Genomic DNA, 18712 nt, shown 5'->3' with positions numbered 1-18712 from the left:
CTCTTGTTCTAGTCATCTGCTCTGGTCATCTGCATCGCTCCGCCGTGACAGGTAGGCGGTGATCACTGCGGCCACGCACAGCACGGCCCCTGCCACCATCAGGAAGACCTGACCGGGAAGCCACTCGCCGTGGACGGTCCCGTCGCCGAGGCCGAAATTTTCGTCCGTCTGCCCAACATCCGAGGCCAGGACGGCCCAGAGGGGCCCGGCCACGAGCATCACCACACCCGCCATGGCAAGGCCGGCTGCCACATATCGGAGCGTATTCATGGCCCCTCCGGAGGTTCGAGCAGTCGAAGGATGGCGGCGAGTTCGGTGTCCCTTAGCCCGTTCTGCAGCAGGAAGGCCCGCGTATCCAGCTCGCGGACGAACGTCACTACGGTCCGGGAGCGTTCCTCCAGAAGGGGCGTCAGCTCGGCGTCGGGGAGGTAGCGTTCGCGCGCGTGCGGAGGCCCGTGCGTCCGGTAGCGCTCGTTGATGCCGCGGGCCGCCTTCGCGTAGCCGTCGGCGATGAGGTGATCCGCGTGGCCGGCCAGATCCTGGAGCATCGCGGCCACCATGCCGCTGCGGTCCCGGCCCGCCGCGCAGTGGACCACAACGGCGCCGGCAGACGCCCTGGCCAGGGCACGGAAGACGCCGACAAGCTTTTCCGGGAAAAGCCTGACGTTGTGCAGATAATGCGCAGGATCGTTGAGGTACGGGCCGCAGACGGCAGTGAAGCGCGGATCGTCGGGTTCTTCGGTGGGGGTGATGACGATGTCCACGCCGGACAACGCCTCGTCAGGCACGGCCGGGTCGGTGTCCCGGCGCCGCACCTCGCGGGGGTGACGGAGGTCCACCACGGTGCGGATGCCGTCGTCGTGCGCCTGCCGCCAACCGGCCTCGGTGAGCCACTCGCGGCGGCCCATCCGGTAGACACGGCCGGCGACGTGCCATGCGTTGACGGCTCCGTCCCAGCTCACAGCTCCCCCAGTCGTCTCCACCCGGACAGCTAACCACAAAGCCGCCACGGCCCGCACGCGCATTGGTGCAGGTACCCGTCGCGCATCCGGGCAGGGGGCAGGGCGAAAGTCGAGTACTCCGGAGCGGTGACGAGGTTGGACGTGAGGCGTACGGTGTCACTTATATGCCTGTGTCACCTGTCCAATGGATCAATCTGAGGGGAATTCGATGGCAACGTCAGCAGTACGACGGCGGCGCCCGGCTTTTGCGGCCGGCCTCGCCACCATGGTCATGGCCTTGGGCTTTGCGGCTATTCCGGCGGAGGCGGCACCGCCAGGCCAACTCAATTATGTTGCGCTCGGCGATTCCTACGCTGCGGGGGTAGGCGCGGCCCCTTATACGGACCCTGTCTGCGATCTGAGCCGTAAGGGATACCCCGTGATATCTGACCATCTCCGCAACGTGGAGCTAACGGCAAACGCAGCCTGTTCGGGTTGGAAGACTTCCCAGGTCCGGGATGCTGCGCTGCTGAGGGTCACTGGTGACACCGATATTGTGACGGTGACCGCCGGTGGAAACGATCTCGATTCCATGGCCGTCCTAGCGGCCTGCGTGCCCGCACCGGAGTCGGTGGAGTGCGGCACCGCTCAAGGGGCCGTGCTAACAAAACTCGGCAGCCTCGCAACGGGCCTGGGAGAAATCGTGGTGGCCATCAAGTCCAAGTCGCCTACTGCCAAAGTGGTCTTCACCGGGTACCCCTTGCTGTTCGACCCTTCCCATCCGTTCGCCGGGGTGGCAAATCCCTTGGCCGGAGCACTGAACCAGGTCATCGCAGACGTGGCAGGAGGGACCGGGTCCACATATGTAGACGTCGCCCCCGCCTTCATCGGCCACGGCATTGGCTCTGCGGATCCCTGGATCAACTACAACCCGGAAGATTCATCCGATAATGCCAATTTCCACCCCAACGGGGAGGGCTATCGGCACGGCTACTTTGCATCGTTGGTGGACCAGGATGCTTTTGACGTCGCTCCCAACTGACATGCACCCTCGCCAAGCACCCCTAGGGGTGCTTGGCGAGTCTGTGTTCGAGCCCGTTGCGGACCATGGGCCACTCGTGCTCCAGGATGGAGAACACCACGTAGTCCCGCAGAACGCCGTCGGCCGTGCGTGAGTGGCTGCGCAGCACACCGTCCTGCTTGGCGCCGAGCCGGGCAATGGCCTCACGGGACTGGTGGTTCATCCAGTGGGTGCGGAACTCCACCGCCACACAGCCCAGTGCTTTGAAGGCGTGCTGAAGCAGCAGCAGCTTGGAGTCCGGGTTGGTGCCGGTGCCGTGGGTTGACGCGGCGTTCCAGGTGTAGCCGATCTCCACGCGGGGCGTGACGGCGTCGACATTGCAGTAAGTGGTCATCCCGATGATGCGGCCCGGGCCGCCAGTCGCGGGATCGATCAGCCGTGTGGTGAACGGCAGCATGGACCCCTGCGCCTGCATGGACAGCCTGCGCTCAATCTCCGCGCCCATTCCGTCCGGGGTGGGAACGGACGTGTACCAGAGTTTCCACAGGTCGCCGTCCCGGGCCGCTGCCACCAGGCCGTCGTGGTGCCCGGCCATCAGCGGCTCGAGGATGACGTGGCGGCCGGTCAGGGTGAGGGGCTGGAGAAAAGTCACGGCACCAGCCTAGGCCCGCCACCCGCTGGCAGTTAGTCTGGGGACACGATCAGGACCACCCCACGCCGAGCCGAGGAAGTTACCGTGACAGGACCTAACCCCGATCCGCAGGACGACAAGATCACAGGCCTGGAACCGGGCGGCGGTGTTCCTCCCGGCGAAACCCCGCCTGGCGAGGGTTCCGTGGCCGGCACACACGAACCAACGCTGCGGGGCTCCGGAAAAGGCCAGCAGGTTTTCTGGATCGCAGCCATCGCAGGTGGCGTCCTGCTGTTTCTTCTCTTCTTCATCGGCTACATCGTGGGCTTCTTCGACTGACCCTGGTGTAACCGGCACCTCAGGACCGGGCTACACCACCCGCATGCCCAGGTGTGCCGCCAGCAGCGGGGCCAGCAGGCTCAGCTGGTAGTCGTCAATCACGACACCGGCCAGGCTCCCCAGGCCGCTGATGGTCCTGAAGTCCGTGCCGCGGATATCGAAGTCCTTGAGCCGGGCCCCGGTGAGGTCCAGCGTCCCGATGGTGCAGTTCTTCAGCGCCACTCTTGTTCCCGCGGCGGAGCCCAGGTCCAGCTCGTTGATGATGCAGTCCGTGATCAGCACGTCTGTCAGCTTGGCGCCCCGCAGGTTGAGGAAGTCCAGCTTCCCGCCGTCGATGCGCACCGATTGCCAGCCGCTCTCGTAGAGTTCAGCGGACCCGAGTCTGGGGTTGTTCAGCTGCACGTCACGCCATGTGGACCGGGCCGCCCTGAACACAGGCGCGTACAGCTCGGACAGGACGCAGTCGCGGAAGCCGGCGCCGCGGAGCTGGGTCTCATTGAACGAGGCGCCCTGGAACTCACACTCAGCGAAGTCCGTGCCGCTAAGCTCCAGACCGTCAGCCGCCGCCCGGCTGTACCGGACGCCGTCGTACGTTTCACCGCGCCGGAAGTCCGGCGAAGGATCCTCGGTGAGGTCCTCCAGCCGCACCTCACTGATCCGGGGAACGGTGATCTTGGGAAGCTTGACCGCCACTAGAGCGATTCGGCTTTGGCCGCGATTTCCGCCAGATCCTTGGTCAGGGCCTTGCGGGTAATGTTCATGCCGAGCTTGCCGAACAGGCCCATGTAGATCTTGCTCAGCGTGGTGGGTTTGACCACTTCGGCGCCGAAAGTCACCGTGAGGTCCGTCCCGCCGTCCCGCTCGGCGAGGCTGAAGCGCGTGGTGTAATCGGCTCCGCCCTGGTTGGCCTTGACGGTGGTGCTGCGTGGCGGATCAGCCTGGTTCACCCACATCTCAACCGTTTCCGCCCGGCCCATCATCCTCCGCGTCTCCTTCCAGCGTGTCCCCTCACCGTAGGGTCCGTCGCTGAGCATCTGCACCGCCTCGATGCTGGACAGGGTGGCAGCAGAGCCTGGAATATCCGAGATGACGGCCCAGACCTTGTCCGGGCTGGCATGGATGTGCTGCGTCAGGCTTGTTGTGTGGTCCATGCATCGAGCCTAGCCGGGGCTGCTGACATTCAATAGGCAACCTCAACCGGGCCCTTGAAATAGTAAGCATGCTTTGTGTTATGGTGAAAATGCAGTGTTTGATCAACAGGAAACGAAAGGCGGTCAGTGACATGGGCCTCGGAGACAAGATCAGTAACGAAGCGGAAAACCTCGGCGGCAAGGCCAAAGAAGCGGCCGGCAACGCCACGGACAACGACCGCCTGAAGGCTGAAGGCCAGACGGATCAGGTCAAGGCTGACGCCAAGAAGGTCGGCGAAGACGTCAAGGACACCTTCAAGAAGGATTAGTTCCTAACAGAACCGGACGGCGGCGGATTCCTATGGGGGATCCGCCGCCGTTCTTTTGCCTCTTTCCTCATCGACTGCTCCGTAACGGCCCTTCTGAGGCCCCATAAGGACCGTTACGGAGCAGTCGATGCAAGGGCCCGGCTACCCTTGGCCCATGACGTACGTCGACCTGAGCGCCGAAAGTGCCGCTGCCGGGGGTTCGCCCTCGCTGGGCGGCTACCTCGCCACGCCCGCCGGAGCCGGACCCTTTCCCGCCGTCCTCATGATCCACGAGGCCTTCGGCCTGAACGACTCGATCCGCGGCCACGCGGAGCGGCTGGCCCGCGCCGGTTACCTCACGCTGGCGGTGGACCTGTTCAGCGACGGCGGTGCCCGGCGCTGCCTTGTCAGCACCATGCGGAGCATGATGACGGGCAGCGGCCGCGTGTTCACCGACCTCGCCACGGCCAGGACCTGGCTGGCCAAGTCACCGCTGTCCACAGGCAAAACCGGCGTGATCGGGTTCTGCATGGGCGGCGGCTTCGCCCTGCTGGTGGCCCGGGACGGCTTCGATGCGGCCTCCGTCAACTACGGCCGCCTGCCCCGCGACCTGGAGGGTGCCCTCCGCGGGGCGTGCCCTATCGTGGCCAACTTCGGAGCCAAAGACACCACCCTCAAGGGTGCGGCCCGCAGGCTCGAGACCGCCCTGGACAACCTCGGCATCGAGAACGACGTCAAGGAATTCCCCACGGCCGGCCACGCGTTCCTCAACGAAACCGACCTGGGCCCGGCAGTGCTCCGGCCGTTGATGCGGGTCATGGGCATCGGCCCGGACCCCGAATCCGCCCCTGAGGCATGGCAACGGATCGAGGATCACTTCGCCCGGCACCTGAAGGGCTCGGACAACCCGGCTGTCTGAGCACTCCAGCCCGGTTACTCCCCCGCAATCAAGGCAGAACGCCCGAAACGGCGTGGATATGGTCCGGCCGGCCGGACAAACCGGGCAGGAACGCACGGGAGTACGACGGCGGCGGCCACCTTGGGAAGGTGACCCGCCGACGTCGTACTGCTTGGGTGGAAAGCCTTAGCTAAAGAGCTCGCTCTTGGGCTCGTTGTGCTTGACCTTCTGCCAGCCCAGCCACAGCACAAGCGCGAAGAACGGGATGGTGGCCAGGGTCCAGAGACCGAGGTGGAATACCTCGCCGGTCTTACTGGTCATGGTGTCGAAGCCGATCAGCACGGTAATGGCCAGCAGTGCGATGAGGCCGGCCCAGCTGCTCCAGATGCCGCCGGGCGCGGGCAGGGAGGAAACCTTGCCTTTCTTCGTGCGGAGCGCGATCTGGCTGGCGAAGATGGCACCCCACGTGAAGATCACGCCGATTGATGCGGAGTTCAGCGCGAGGTCGAAGGCGTGGGAGCCGCCCAGCCAGATGTTCAGCAGGATGCCCACAAGGTACACGGCGCCGATGGCCAGGATGGCGGCATACGGCACGTGGCTCTTGGACATCCGCGTCAGCCATTCCGGAGCGTGCCCGTTGTTGGCCATGGTGCGGAAGATCCGGCCGATGGAGTACAGGCCCGAGTTGCAGGAGGACAGCGCCGCGGTGATGACGATCATGTTCATGACATCGCCCATCCAGCCGAGGCCCATCTGGCCGAACACGGTGACGAACGGCGAGGTGCCGGCGACGTACTGGTCCGAGGGCAGCAGCATGGCCAGAAGAGTCACGGAACCGACGTAGAACACCACGATGCGGAAGACGACGGCGCGGATGGCCTTGGGCACTTCCTTGGCCGGGTTCTGCATTTCGCCGGCGGTGATGCCCACCAGTTCGATGCCGTTGTACGCGAAGATCACGGCGTTCAGCACCAGGATCATCACGAGGGCGCCCTTGGGGAACATTCCGCCTTCGGCCGCGAAGAGGTTGTTGACCGAGGCGTTTCCGTCGCCCACCTGGGCGTTGGTGATGACCATGAAGGTACCCACGGCCAGGAAGATCATGATGGCGCCGACCTTGAGGCAGGAGGCCCAGAATTCGAATTCGCCGAAGGCCTTGACGCTCAGGAGGTTGACGCCAACGAGCAGCAGCAGGGCGGCGATGGCGGACAGTTCAACCGGAACGTTGGGGAAGAAGAACTGGAAGTACAGTCCGATCGCTATAAGCTCGGCGATGCCGGTCATGGCCCAGTTGATGAAATACATCCAGCCGGAAAGGTAGGCGCCCTTCTTGCCGAACATTTCGCCGGCATAGCTGACGAAGGAACCGGACGTCTGGCGGTACATGATCAGTTCGCCCAACGCACGCATCAGCAGGTAGGCGATGACGCCGGCAATGGCGTACGAGAAGATGAGCGCCGGGCCGGTGGAGGCCAGGCGTCCGCCCGCACCCATAAAGAGGCCGACGCCGATGGCGCCGCCCATGGCGATCATGGTGACCTGGCGGCCGCTCAGGGATTTTTTGTAGCCCTCGGCGCTGAGGGTGGAGTCGACGACGGCGGATTGCGCCGTGGGGCTCACGAGTTCTGTGGGGGTACTTTGAGGCACAACAATTCCTTGTGGGTAGGGGATTGGCCGGCGCCCCTGGCACAGCTCTCTCATCCTGAAAATTCGGCTTCAGTATGTTTGAAGGAATTTCCTGCATGGAAAGTCACATTGCGTCGAAGTTCGCGCGGCCTGTCTATCCTACAAGACCCGCACCGCAGTGAGTGACGCGGACTACATTCAGCGGCAATTAAGCTGAAGAACTGCGAGCCGCTTCCCCGCATTGCAGAATAATATTTCGCGCAGGATCCGCCTGCACCCCATAGGCGGTGAGTGGTTCGGCGCCGGTTGTGGAGCAGCCGGTATCCAGCTCGAAGGCGTGCTGGTGGAGCGGACACATCACAACCTGTCGGTCGATGGTGCCGTCCGCAATGGGGCCGCCGCGGTGGGGACACACGGCTGACAGTGCCCGCAGGGACCCGTCACGGAGCCGGAAGACAGCCACCTGCTCCCCATCGACGCCGAACGCGCGCCCCTCGCCGACGGGGATCTGGTTCACCGGGCCCAGGTTGTGGGTATGGACGCTTGAAGGCCCGCTCATCGGACCGGGACCTGGGGGAGGACCGTGAGCGGCAATGCTGTGCGGAACTGGCCTGGCGTCAGCGGATCGTCGCGCTCGCTCCAGGGATCCACGTAGCTGTCCACGGATGCCTGCATGGCGGCATCAAGGGCGGCGGCGATGCCTTCGGAATCCTCCACAATCACGGCGCGGAGGTGCTCGATGCCTACCCGCGGCACAAAGGCGTAGGTCCGCTCCAGCCAGTTGGCCTGCTCGCGGTAGTACTGCATAAACCGGCCGGTCAGGAGCTTGACCTCCTCAGGATCGTCCACGGTGGCCAGGAGGTCGCCCTTGCGGATGTGGGCTCCCGCCGCTCCGCCGACGTACAGCTCCCAGCGGCCGCCTTCCACGGCCACCACACCCACGTCCTTGACCAGCGATTCAGCACAGTTCCGCGGGCAGCCGGACACGGCCAGCTTCAGTTTGGCCGGCGACTCGATCCCTTGGAACCGGGACTCGATCTCGATGCCCAGCTTGGTGGAATCGCCCGTCCCGTACCGGCAGAAGTCCTTGCCCACGCAGGTCTTGACGGTGCGGAAGCTCTTGCCGTAGGCGTAGCCGGAGGGCATGTCCAGGTCCGCCCAGACCTGCGGGAGGTCCTCCTTGGGGATCCCGAGCAGGTCGATCCGCTGCCCGCCGGTCAGCTTGATCAGCGGCACCTTGTGCTTCTCGGCGACGTCGGCGATGCGGCGCAGCTGCTGCACGGACGTCACGCCGCCCTTCATCTGCGGCACCACGGAGAACGTGCCGTCGCGCTGGATATTGGCGTGCACACGGTCATTGATGAACCGGGCGTCGCGTTCGTCGATGTACCGGTCCGCGAGCATCATTTTCAGCAGCGAGGCCAGGCCCATCTTGGATTTGGCGTCCTCGGCACTTCCCGGGGCCAAGGCCGTGAACACCTGGGACACGGAGCGCAGGCCTTGCTTCCGGATGGCGGCCATGAGCGCCGGCTTGTCCAGCGGGATCCCGGGCACGTAATAACTGGCGGCCGGGTCCTCCTCCACGGCGCCGTCCGCCGCCCACTCCACCACCTGCTTCACCAGGAGCTTGCACGAACCGCAGCCCTTGCCCGCCCGGGTGGCGTCCATCGCACCCGAAACCGTCGCGCAGCCGCCCTTCACGGCGGCCACGAGCGCCCCCTTCGAGACGCCGTTGCAGTTGCAGACCTGGGCGCCGTCGTCGAGCTCGGCCACGCCGGCCTCCTCACCGGGCCCGCCGACGTCGAACAGGAGCGCGATCCGCTCCTCCGGCAGGGGCAGCCCGCGGTCATACGCCTGCGTCAGGTAGGCCACTTTCCGGCTGTCGCCCAGCAGCGTTGCGCCCACCATTTTGTTGTCGCGGACCACGATGGACTTGAAGATGCCGCGGCTGGGCTCGGAGAAGACGATGTGCTCGTCCGTGTCGAGTTCCGGTCCGTGGAGCCCCATGGAGGCGACGTCGACGCCGGCCACCTTGAGCTTGGTGGCCGTCCGGGAGCCGAGGTAGGCCGACGACGTATCGGCGCCGGTCACGTGGTTGGCGAGCACCACGGCCTGTTCCCACAGCGGCGCCACCAGTCCGTAGACTTCCCCGCGGTGCTGGACGCACTCCCCCACCGCATAGATATCGTCCTCGTCCTGGACCATCAGCCGGTCATCCACCACGATGGCCCGTTCCACCGGCAGCCCGCTCAGCACGGCCAGGTCCACGTTCGGCCGGATCCCGGCGGCCACCACCACCATGTCGCACGCGATGTCCTCCCGGTCGCGGAGGCTGACCCCGGTGACGCTGTCGGCGCCGAGGACGGCAGTGGTGCGGCTGGACGTGTGCACCCCGATGCCCAGCGCCTCCACGCTCCTCCGCAGCACCGCGCCGCCGTCGGGCCCCATCTGCGCATTCATGAGGTGCCCGCCGGAGTGCACCACTTCCACGGCAATGCCGTGGCTTTTCAGCCCGTAAGCGGCTTCCAGGCCCAGGAGGCCACCGCCGATCACCACCGCCCGCCGGTGGTGCTCCTGCTGCGCGTGCTGGACCATCCTGCGTGTGTCATCGATGGTGCGGAAGCCGAAGATCCCGTGTTTCACGGACCCGCCCGGCGTGTACAGCCCGTCCATCGGCGGCATGTGCGAGCGGCTGCCGGTGGCAATGATGAGGGTGTCGTACGGTGTGACGCGGCCGTCGTTGGAGAACACGTGCTTGGTTGCCTTGTCGATCCGGTCAACGCGGACCCCGGCGTGCAGCGTGATGCTGTTCTCGCGGTACCAGGACAGGGCGTTCAGGAAGATGTCGGCGTCACTTTCCTCACCGGAGAGGACGTGGCTGAGCATGATCCGGTTGTAGTTGCCGTAGGGCTCGTCGCCGAACATGGTGATGGTGAACTGGTCCGCGCCTCCCCGGGCAAGGATTTCCTCCACCGCGCGGGCACCGGCCATCCCGTTGCCCACCACCACCAGCCGACGGCGGGGCGCGCCGCCCGGGTGCCTGCCGTGCGGCCGCTCCAGCACGCTGGTCATCAGTGCTCCACCATGCCCAGGTCCACCACAACGAATCCCGCCACGCCGTCCGGTGCCGCGACATGGAGCTCCACCACCGAGCCGCCGTCGATGTCCTCCACCACGCGCAGCGGCACGTGGACCTCGCTCTTGGCGCCGATGGGAAAATAGCGCATGGGCACGCCGTTCCGCATCAGCACCACCGTGATGAGCTCAGCGCTGGAATTGCCGCCGCGGAAGTAGAGCGTCTGGTTGATCACACCGTCCGGGACATAGTGCGACAGTTCGCTGTGGATGAGGCCGGGTTTCTCCAACCCCGCGCCCTCGAACGGGAAGATGCCCTGCAGGAAAAGGTTCTTGGTGATCATGGACAGATCCTTTCGGCCGGCGGGAAGACTGGCATGAGCCCATCTTCCGCCGCCGATGTTTCCGTCCGCCGGTCCGCCGGTAACTTTTCGTTTGCGCAAAACTCACCGTTTGCGGCGCCAGCGCGGTGCGCGGGCGCGGGCCGGCGCGGTGCGGTGCGGGGGCGCTCAAGCCCGGGCGAGCACCCCGCTGTCCATCGAGTACCGGATCCAGCGGCCGGCCTCGTCCGTCCGCGACTTTTCGCTCTTCTTCGCGCAGCGGGCAAACCAGTCCCGGAGGGCGCGGTCGTGGCTGACCATCACGAGGGTCCCGGTGAAGTCCGCGAGCGCTTCCTCGAGCTGCTCCACCAGCACGGGCGCCAGGTGGTTGGTGGGTTCGTCCACAATCAGGGTGCTGTAGCCGCCCAGCAGCAGGCGGGCGAGCGCGAGCCTGCGCTGCTGGCCTGCGGACAGGCTGCCCACCGGGACATGGAACTCGCTGGTGCGGAACAGGCCAAGGCGGAGGAGGGCCTCGGCGTGCTCATCAATATTCCCGCCCAGTCCTGCCACGAAGGCCGGCAGCAGCCGCAGTGAGGGCCGTTCCGGCAGTTCGAGCTCCTGCTGCAGATAGCCGACGCGCGCCGGGCGGCTCACGCTCCCCCCGGCCGGCTCGAGGGTGCCGGCCAGTACGGAAAGCAGCGTGGACTTGCCGGCGCCGTTGGGACCGGTGATGAGGATCTTGTCGCCGGTCCAGGCTTCGAAATCCGTAGGGCGGAGGCGGCCCGGAACGCTGACGCCACGGGCAGAGAGGACCGCTGAGGGCTCATCCAGGCCAGGGGCCGGCGCAATGTCCGCGTCCACGGCCAGGTCCGCATTCAGCCGCAGCGGAACCGGCGGGCGGGCCACCGGGCTGGCCTCAAGCCGGCGGAGCCGTTCCTGTGCGTTCCGGACCTTGCTGGTGGCCGCCTTCTGCCAGGTCCCTGCCTTGAAGTCGAAGCCCATCTTGTCGCCGTCGCGTTTGCGGGCGTAGCCCATCTTTCCGGCCACGGTATCGGCCTGCCGCTGTTCGGCGTCCATCGCGTCGATCCATTGGTGGTACTCCTGGACCCAGCGCTGGCGCTCGGCGGCCTTCTCGCGGAGGTAGCCGTCATACCCGTTGCCGTAGCGAGCCACTGCGAGACGCTCGGCGTCCACCTCGATAATGGTGCCGGCCACCTTACGGAGGAGCACACGGTCGTGGGAGACCACCACAACGGTGCCGCGGTGGGCGGCCAGCCGGTCCTCCAGCCACGCCGTTCCCCGCGCGTCCAGGTGGTTGGTGGGTTCGTCCAGGAGCAGGATGTCCGCCGGATCGGCCAGCACGCAGGCCAGGGCCACACGTTCCTGTTCGCCGCCGGAGAGTGAGCCCAGGGTCCGGTGCCGGTCCAGGCCGCCCAGGCCCAGCCGGTCCAGCGCCGCCTCCACCCGTGATTCCGCGGCGTAGCCTTCGCGAAGCTGGTACTCGGTCTGGAGCCTGCCGTAAGTTTCCAGGTCGTCGTCCTCGGCGTCGGCCAGGCCTGCCTCCAGCCGGTCAAGCTCAGCCTCGAGAGCCCTTAGCGAGGCCAGGGAAGCGTCGATGGCGGCGCCCACGGTGAAGTCTTCCGGCAGGCCGTGGGCCTGCGCGAGGTAGCCCACCCGGCCATCACTGGTGACGGAGCCTTCGTCGGGCGTTTCGAGGCCGGCCATAATCCGGAGCAGGGTTGATTTACCGGCGCCGTTTTCGCCCACGATGGCCACATGTTCCCCGGCCGTGATGACCAGGGTGATGGCAGCCAGCAGCTGGCGGTCGCCGTAGCCGTGGGAGACGCCTGAGAGCTTGAGATGTTCGGTCACGGGAAGTCCTTGTATTTTTCCGCAGTGTGGCCGCCGGAGCTGAACCGGAATTGTTCAGGGGGTGCTCGACGACGGCCTTGGGTTTCGGGGGAACGGTCCGGCCTGGCCGGTCCGCTGCTTAGGACTTCATCGGTCCAGCCTGCCGTGCGGCGGCCCGTCAGTCAATGATCGGGACCCCTGTGCGGGATTACGCGGCCTGAAGCGCGGCTGCCTTCTTGCGGCGGGCCTTCGCCAGCCGGGTTCCGATCAGCCCCTGCCGCGGGCTGAAGAGATAGACGACGGCGAACACGGCTCCCTGCGTGAGCACCACCATCGCGCCGGAGGCTGTGTCCAGGTAGTAACTGAAGTAGATGCCGGCGATGGAGCAGGTGGCCGAGACCGCCGGGGCGATCACCAGCATGCGGGAGAAGCGGTCGGTCAGCAGGTAGGCCGTGGCACCCGGAATGATGAGCATGGCCACCACCAGCACCACGCCCACGGTCTGCAGCGCCACCACGGACGTCAGCGCGAGCAGCCCCAGGAGCAGCGCCCCCAGCCGCTTCGGCGAGAGGCCGATCGCGTGGGCATGCGTGGGGTCAAAGGCGTAGAGCGTCAGGTCACGGCGCTTCAGGATCAGGATGGCGAAGGCAACAACGCCGAGGACCAGCACCTGGATGAGGTCCGGGATGCTGACTCCCAGGAGGTTGCCGAAGATGATGTGATTCAGGTCTGTCTGGCTGGGTGTGACGGAGATGAGAACCAGGCCCAGGGCAAACAGCGAGGTGAACACGATGCCGATCGCGGCGTCCTCCTTGACCCGGCTGGTGTTGCGCACCACCCCGATCAGCGTCACGGCGATCAGCGCGAACACCAGCGCGCCGACTGCGAACGGCGCCCCCACAATATAGGCGAGAACGACGCCGGGCAGCACAGCGTGCGATACGGCGTCACCCATCAGCGACCAGCCGATCAGGACCAGCCAGCAGCTGAGCACGGCACAGACGATGGCGGCGAGGGCGGTGGTGATGATGGCACGGACCATGAAGTCGTAGCTCAATGGCTCCAGGAGCAGTTCCATGGCTCAGCTCCTGCTCTCGGTACCGGCTGCCGTGGCGCGTGCTGTGGGGTGTTTGCGGCCAGGCTCCTCCGGAAGGTCCCGGTTCAGCACGTCCAGGCCGAACGCCATGGCCAGGTTTTCCGGCTGCAGGACCAGCTCGGGGGCGCCATGCATCAGGACACGGCGCATCAGGAGCACGGCTTCGTCGCACAGTTCGGGAAGGGCGTGCAGGTCATGGGTGGAGATCAGGATGGTGCAGCCGTCCGAGGCCAGTTCTCGCAGCAGCCGGGTGATGGTGGCTTCGGAGCGCTTGTCGACGCCGGCAAACGGCTCGTCCAGGAGCATCATGGTGGCACCCTGGGCGATGCCGCGGGCCACAAATGCCCGTTTCTTCTGGCCGCCGGACAACTGGCCGATCTGGCGTCCGGCGTACTCGGACAGTTCCACCCGGTCTAGTGCTTCGTCCACGGCGGCGCGGTCCGCCTTGGAGGGGCGGCGGGTGAATCCCTGGTGCCCGTAGCGGCCCATCATCACCACGTCGCGGACGGACAGCGGGAACTGCCAGTCCACATCCTCGCTCTGCGGCACGTAGCCGATCCCGCCTGCCCTGCGTGCCCTGGCGGGTGACTGTCCGCCGATCAGGACGCGGCCGGCGTCGGGCTTGATCATGCCCATGATCACCTTGAACAGGGTGGATTTCCCGGACCCGTTCATGCCGATCAGGCCGCAGATCCGGGCGGCGTCCAGGGTGAGCGAGGCGGAATCGAGCGCCAGGACCTCGCCGTAGTGGACGGTGACGTTTTCAACGAGGATGGCCGGGGCGTTCATGACGTTGCCCGGGCTGAAGCTGCTGCGGTGCCGGTGAGCGCCTTGGTGATGAGGTCGGCGTCGTGCCTGATCAGATCCAGGTAAGTGGGGACGGGGCCGTCCGCCTCGGATAACGAGTCGACGTAGAGGATGCCGCCGAACGTCGTCCCGGTTGCCCCGACCACCTGCTGCATGGGGGCGTCCGACACGGTGGATTCGCAGAAGACAGCCGGGACCTGGTTCGCCTTGACGTACTCGATGGCGCGGGTGATCTGCTGCGGCGTGGCCTGCTGCTCGGCGTTGACGGCCCAGATATAGACCTCGCGGAGGCCGGCGTCGCGGGCAAGGTAGGAGAAGGCGCCTTCGCAGGTCACCAGGGCACGCTGTTTCTCCGGGACGCCGGCCAGGCTCGCTTTCATCTCGTCCTGCACAGCCTGCAGCTCGGCCTTGTACGCGTCACCGTTGGCCTCGAATGCCGCGGCGTTCTCCGGGTCCAGCCCGCTGAATGCCTTGACCATGTTGTCCACATAGATCTGCACGTTCACCGGGGACATCCACGCGTGCGGGTTCGGCTTGCCCTGGTAGGAGTCCTCGCTGATGTCCATGACCGCCACGCCGTCGCTGACCACGGCGTGCGGCACGTCCAGGCCCTCCACGAACTGCGCAAACCATGCTTCAAGGTTGAGCCCGTTGTCCAGGATCAGGTCGGCTTTGGACGCCTTCCGGATATCGCCGGGGGTTGGCTCGTAGCCGTGGATTTCGGCGCCTGCCTTGGTGATGGACTCCACCGTCAGTTTGTCCCCCGCAACGTTCCGGGCCACATCCGCCAGCACCGTAAAGGTGGTCAGCACCACGGGCTTCTCACTGTTGCCGTTGCCCGACGCATCGCCGCCGCAGGCTGTAAGGGACAGGGAGAGGAGGACGACGGCGGCAGCACCTGCAGCGCGCAACCTCGCCGCTTGGGGCGCGAAGGTCCGGGCGGCTACTTTGGCGCACCGAAACAGAAAGTTAGGCATACCGAATATTCTACGGGACGCCGAACTGGGGCCGCAATGTGACGCCGCCCCCTTCCCCTTCCCCAAGTAGGTAGCGCTAACTGTCGTTTTGGAGCCCCATAACGACAGTTAGCGCTACCTACTTGGGCGGGCGATAGGCTGAACCCATGGCGACAATCCACCGGCGACCACCCGCTCCGCAGCCCGAGCTCTACCGGTTTTCGGCCCTCGACTTCACCACCGTGGGCCTGTACGTCGCCGCGGCCGGACTCTTCGCCGTCGCCGGTGAACTGCTCGCCCCGTTCCTGCGCCAGCTGGCACCCAGCCCCGCCGCGGCGTCGTACGGGGTGAATCTGTTGTTTTACGGGTCCGTCGGGATCCTGGCCGTGATCGCCGCCCGCCGGGTGATGGCCAGGGACCTCCGGGTGCTGGCCACCCGGCCATGGTTCACGCTCCTGATGATCCCCACCGCGGTGATCGCCATGATGATCCTCACCGCCATCGTGGTGACCGCGGCCGGCGGCGTGCAGACCTCCGCCAACCAGGCCGGACTCCAGGAGCTTATGCAGCAGGTCCCCGCCTGGCTCATGGTGCCCGTGGTGGTCATCGTGGGCCCGTTTGTGGAGGAGTACATCTTCCGGCACCTGCTGATCGGCAAGCTAAGCCGCAAACTGAACATCTGGCTGTGCTGCGCCCTGTCCGTGGTGCTGTTCGCCGCCCTCCACATTGTGGGCCAGGAAGCCATCACGCTCCCGGCACTGCTGCCGTACCTGGCCATGGGCGCCACGTTGGTCTTTGTGTATGTCTGGACCGGCAGGAACCTGATGTTCGCCTACTTTGTGCACGCGGCGAAGAACCTGCTGGCCGTGGTGTTCATCTACGCCATCCCGCCCGAGCTGTTCGAGCAGCTCCAGCAGGTCCAGCCTTAACAGCTCCGGCCCTAACAGGGGGCCGGCTCCCCTATCCATCAGCAAGCCGCCGCGCGTAGGTTGGTGGGATGGGACTGAAGATCCAGATTGTGGTGGACAGCAAGAACCCGCACGAGCTCGCCGACTGGTGGGCGGAGACCCTGGACTGGGCTGTGGAACCTCAGGACGAGGGCTTCATCCGGTCCATGATCAGCCAGGGCTACGCCACGGAAGCGGAAACCCTCACGCACAACGGCAAACTCGTCTGGCGCACAGGACAGGCCATCCGGCCGCCGGAGGAACTCGAGGCTCAAGCGCCCGCCCACCGCGTCCTGTTCCAGGCAGTCCCGGAAGGGAAAACCGTCAAGAACCGTGTCCACTGGGACGTGCGGCTGGACGGGCGGGACAAGGAAGAAGTCCGGAAGGAACTCGAAGCCCGCGGGGCCACCTTCCTCTGGACCGCCAACGAGGGCCCGCACGAATGGCACACCATGGCTGACCCCGAAGGCAACGAGTTCTGCATCAGCTGACCCGATTACTAGACTTGTCCGGTGAGCAACCAAATTCCCGCCAAGGTGTCCGACGTCTTCGACCCCACCCGCTGGCGCACCGTCTCCGGCTTCGACGACTTCCAGGACATGACGTACCACCGGCAGGTGGAGCGCTCCGAGGATGGCACCGGGATCCGGGACCTGCCCACAGTCCGGATCGCGTTCAACCGTCCCGAGGTCCGCAACGCGTTCCGCCCCGGCACCGTGGACGAGCTCTACCGGGCCATGGACCACGCCCGCATGACCCCGGACGTCGCCACCGTCCTGCTCACCGGCAACGGCCCCTCCCCCAAGGACGGCGGACACAGCTTCTGCTCCGGCGGAGACCAGCGGATCCGCGGCCGCGACGGCTACCGCTATGCGGACGGCGAGACGCAGGAAACCATCGACCCCGCCCGCGCCGGCCGCCTCCACATCCTGGAAGTCCAGCGGCTGATGCGGACCATGCCCAAGGTGGTCATCGCCGTCGTGAACGGCTGGGCAGCCGGCGGCGGGCACTCCCTGCACGTGGTCTCCGACCTCACCATCGCCTCCCGCCAGCACGGCAAGTTCAAGCAGACCGACGCCACCGTGGGAAGCTTCGACGCCGGATACGGCTCCGCACTGCTGGCCCGCCAGATCGGCCAGAAGACCGCCCGCGAGATCTTCTTCCTGGCCCGCGAGTACTCCGCCGAGGACATGGTCCGCATGGGCGCCGTGAACGAGGCCGTGGACCACGAACGGCTCGAGGAAGTGGCCCTGGAATACGCCGCGGACATCGCCCGCCAGTCGCCCCAGGCCATCCGCATGCTCAAATTCGCCTTCAACCTCGCCGACGACGGCCTGGCGGGCCAGCAGGTCTTCGCCGGCGAAGCCACCCGCCTGGCCTACATGACGGACGAGGCCGTGGAAGGGAAGGAAGCCTTCCTGGAGAAACGCGACCCTGACTGGTCCCGCTTCCCCCATTACTTCTAAGGCAGGACGGCACATGAACATCGGACGCCAGCACATCGGCCCCCTGGACATTGAACCGGCGCTCACCGCCCTGGCGGCCGCCCTCCGCGGTGAGGGCCCCGCCGTCGAACTATCCATCAGCCCTGACGGCGAACTGGTGGTGGGGCACACCAAAACCCCCGGCTGCGACGACGCCGTGGCAGTGGTGCGCACGTCCGGCTCGACCGGCGCGCCGAAGGCCACCGTCCTGACCGTCGAGTCGCTGGCCGCGTCCTCCATGGGCACAGCGCTGGCACTCCAGGGCGAAGGCCAGTGGCTGCTTGCCCTTCCGGTCCAGTTCGTGGCCGGCGTTCAGGTGCTGGTGCGCTCGCTGTTTGCCGGCACACGGCCGTGGGTCATGGACATGTCCGGCGGTTTCACGCCCGAAGCGTTCACGGCGGGCGCCCTGGAGCTCACGGATCCCATCCGATTCACCTCGCTGGTGCCTACCCAGCTGCAGCGCCTCCTGGACGCCCCGTCCCCGGAGACCCTGGCTGTCCTGCGGCGTTTCGACGGCATCCTGCTGGGCGGCGCACCGGCGTCGGCCGGGCTCCTGAAGGACGCCCGCAAGGCCGGGCTGCGGGTCATCACCACTTACGGCTCGGCGGAAACCTGCGGGGGCTGCGTCTACGACGGCGTGCCGCTGACCGGTGTGGAGGTCCGGATCGCCGAGGACGGCCGGATCCTGCTGGGCGGCGACACCGTGGCCGCCGGATACCTCGACGCGCCCGAGAGCACGGACACGTTTTATGAGGAAGACGGCGTGCGCTGGTACCGCACGAACGATCTGGGCTCCGTGGACGCGGACGGCCGGCTCACCGTGCTGGGCCGCGCCGACGACGTCATTATCACCGGCGGAGTCAAGGTCTCCGCGGCGCACGTACAGGAAGAGCTGGAAAAGTCCGACGGCGTCGCAGCGGCTTTTGTGGCCGGTGTCCCGTCCGCGGAATGGGGCCAGGCCGTGGCCGCCTATGTTGCGCTGGCCGGCGGCGCCTCCGGCGCCGATGCTTTGGCAGCTCCCCCCGGCGACGCCCCCTCCGGCGCCGGGGATCACGCCGTCGTGCTTGAACAGAGATGGCACGCCCGGCTGGGACTGCTGGCCCCGAAAACAATCCTCACCGCCAGTGAGCTGCTGATGCTTCCCAACGGCAAGCCGGACCGCCTGGCCATGATCGAGCGGCTCAACGCCCTGCACCAGGGAAAGTAGAGTAGAGCTGCACCGGCGGCCCCCGCAGCCGGTGCACACCGTTTCACCGTTTTCCCCCAACCCAACACGAGGTAC

General features: G+C 66.4%; 21 protein-coding genes. 8 read left to right on the top strand and 13 right to left on the bottom strand.

Annotated elements, in window-relative coordinates:
- Positions 1–12: 12 nt before the first annotated feature.
- Entirely contained in the window at positions 13–270 is a 258-nt protein-coding gene (locus tag GUV69_RS19210) for a hypothetical protein (protein ID WP_164205314.1), read from the bottom strand.
- Entirely contained in the window at positions 267–962 is a 696-nt protein-coding gene (locus GUV69_RS19205; protein ID WP_164205312.1) for a tyrosine-protein phosphatase, read from the bottom strand. Before GUV69_RS19205 ends, GUV69_RS19210 begins: the two co-directional genes overlap by 4 nt.
- Before the next feature lie 208 nt (positions 963–1170).
- Between GUV69_RS19205 and GUV69_RS19200 the strand changes: the two genes are divergently transcribed.
- Positions 1171–1983 carry an SGNH/GDSL hydrolase family protein gene (locus GUV69_RS19200; RefSeq protein WP_164205310.1) on the top strand — a complete coding sequence of 271 codons (813 nt, stop codon included), beginning with the start codon at positions 1171–1173 and terminating at the stop codon, positions 1981–1983.
- Positions 1984–2005: 22 nt separating this feature from the next.
- Here GUV69_RS19200 and GUV69_RS19195 read toward each other — a convergent pair whose 3' ends face one another.
- Complete coding sequence (locus GUV69_RS19195; protein WP_164205308.1) at positions 2006–2614, bottom strand: GNAT family N-acetyltransferase; 609 nt, start codon at positions 2612–2614, stop codon at positions 2006–2008.
- Between the two features lie 84 nt (positions 2615–2698).
- Here GUV69_RS19195 and GUV69_RS19190 point away from each other — a divergent pair, with 84 nt between their 5' ends.
- Positions 2699–2932, top strand: a complete 234-nt coding sequence (locus tag GUV69_RS19190) for a DUF6480 family protein (RefSeq protein ID WP_164205306.1) — start codon at positions 2699–2701, stop codon at positions 2930–2932.
- 30 nt (positions 2933–2962) lie between these two features.
- On the opposite strand, the gene GUV69_RS19185 is transcribed toward GUV69_RS19190, so the two are convergent.
- Together GUV69_RS19185 and GUV69_RS19180 are read right to left on the bottom strand one after the other, a co-directional pair.
- Positions 2963–3625 (bottom strand): pentapeptide repeat-containing protein, encoded by a 663-nt coding sequence (locus tag GUV69_RS19185; RefSeq protein WP_164205304.1) that lies wholly within the window; start codon positions 3623–3625, stop codon positions 2963–2965.
- Positions 3625–4083 (bottom strand): SRPBCC family protein, encoded by a 459-nt coding sequence (locus GUV69_RS19180; RefSeq protein ID WP_164205302.1) that lies wholly within the window; start codon positions 4081–4083, stop codon positions 3625–3627. The genes GUV69_RS19185 and GUV69_RS19180 overlap by 1 nt, the downstream gene beginning before the upstream one ends.
- A gap of 131 nt (positions 4084–4214) precedes the next feature.
- On the opposite strand from GUV69_RS19180, the gene GUV69_RS19175 reads away from it, so the two are divergent.
- Together GUV69_RS19175 and GUV69_RS19170 are read left to right on the top strand one after the other, a co-directional pair.
- Entirely contained in the window at positions 4215–4391 is a 177-nt protein-coding gene (locus GUV69_RS19175; protein ID WP_164205300.1) for a CsbD family protein, read from the top strand.
- A 154-nt stretch (positions 4392–4545) separates the two neighbouring features.
- Positions 4546–5289: a dienelactone hydrolase family protein gene (locus GUV69_RS19170; protein WP_164205298.1), complete on the top strand. Its 744-nt coding sequence runs from the start codon at positions 4546–4548 to the stop codon at positions 5287–5289.
- Between the two features lie 165 nt (positions 5290–5454).
- Here the strand turns inward: GUV69_RS19170 and GUV69_RS19165 are convergent, their stop codons facing one another.
- From GUV69_RS19165 to GUV69_RS19130, 8 genes are all read right to left on the bottom strand, one after another.
- On the bottom strand, positions 5455–6915 hold the full coding sequence (locus tag GUV69_RS19165) for an amino acid permease (protein WP_164205296.1): 1461 nt from the start codon (positions 6913–6915) through the stop codon (positions 5455–5457).
- A 187-nt stretch (positions 6916–7102) separates the two neighbouring features.
- Positions 7103–7453, bottom strand: a complete 351-nt coding sequence (locus GUV69_RS19160) for a Rieske (2Fe-2S) protein (RefSeq protein ID WP_164205294.1) — start codon at positions 7451–7453, stop codon at positions 7103–7105.
- Positions 7450–9966, bottom strand: a complete 2517-nt coding sequence (gene nirB, locus GUV69_RS19155; protein WP_164205292.1) for a nitrite reductase large subunit NirB — start codon at positions 9964–9966, stop codon at positions 7450–7452. Before nirB ends, GUV69_RS19160 begins: the two co-directional genes overlap by 4 nt.
- Entirely contained in the window at positions 9966–10313 is a 348-nt protein-coding gene (locus GUV69_RS19150) for a molybdopterin oxidoreductase (RefSeq protein WP_164205290.1), read from the bottom strand. Before GUV69_RS19150 ends, nirB begins: the two co-directional genes overlap by 1 nt.
- Positions 10314–10478: 165 nt before the next feature.
- Positions 10479–12161 (bottom strand): ABC-F family ATP-binding cassette domain-containing protein, encoded by a 1683-nt coding sequence (locus GUV69_RS19145; protein WP_164205288.1) that lies wholly within the window; start codon positions 12159–12161, stop codon positions 10479–10481.
- Positions 12162–12348: 187 nt separating this feature from the next.
- Entirely contained in the window at positions 12349–13218 is an 870-nt protein-coding gene (locus GUV69_RS19140) for a metal ABC transporter permease (protein WP_164205286.1), read from the bottom strand.
- Between the two features lie 3 nt (positions 13219–13221).
- A complete protein-coding gene (locus GUV69_RS19135) occupies positions 13222–14025 on the bottom strand; it encodes a metal ABC transporter ATP-binding protein (protein ID WP_164205284.1) in 804 nt (267 codons plus the stop codon).
- Positions 14022–15020 (bottom strand): metal ABC transporter substrate-binding protein, encoded by a 999-nt coding sequence (locus GUV69_RS19130; RefSeq protein ID WP_164205282.1) that lies wholly within the window; start codon positions 15018–15020, stop codon positions 14022–14024. Before GUV69_RS19130 ends, GUV69_RS19135 begins: the two co-directional genes overlap by 4 nt.
- A gap of 146 nt (positions 15021–15166) precedes the next feature.
- On the opposite strand from GUV69_RS19130, the gene GUV69_RS19125 reads away from it, so the two are divergent.
- The 4 genes from GUV69_RS19125 (at position 15167) to GUV69_RS19110 (ending at position 18637) form a co-directional block, all read left to right on the top strand.
- Positions 15167–15928, top strand: coding sequence for a CPBP family intramembrane glutamic endopeptidase (locus tag GUV69_RS19125; RefSeq protein ID WP_164205280.1), 762 nt, complete (start codon positions 15167–15169; stop codon positions 15926–15928).
- Between the two features lie 68 nt (positions 15929–15996).
- Entirely contained in the window at positions 15997–16437 is a 441-nt protein-coding gene (locus GUV69_RS19120) for a VOC family protein (protein ID WP_164205278.1), read from the top strand.
- A 21-nt stretch (positions 16438–16458) separates the two neighbouring features.
- Positions 16459–17412, top strand: coding sequence for a 1,4-dihydroxy-2-naphthoyl-CoA synthase (locus tag GUV69_RS19115; RefSeq protein WP_164205276.1), 954 nt, complete (start codon positions 16459–16461; stop codon positions 17410–17412).
- Positions 17413–17425: 13 nt separating this feature from the next.
- Positions 17426–18637 carry an AMP-binding protein gene (locus GUV69_RS19110; RefSeq protein WP_208786677.1) on the top strand — a complete coding sequence of 404 codons (1212 nt, stop codon included), beginning with the start codon at positions 17426–17428 and terminating at the stop codon, positions 18635–18637.
- The last annotated feature ends 75 nt before the right edge of the window (positions 18638–18712 follow it).

This window comes from [Micrococcus luteus] ATCC 49442 (assembly GCF_010367585.1).
Lineage (GTDB): Bacteria > Actinomycetota > Actinomycetes > Actinomycetales > Micrococcaceae > Arthrobacter > Arthrobacter luteus_A.
Note: the sequence above shows the minus strand (reverse complement) of the source record. Positions and strands in the feature narration are given on the sequence as shown.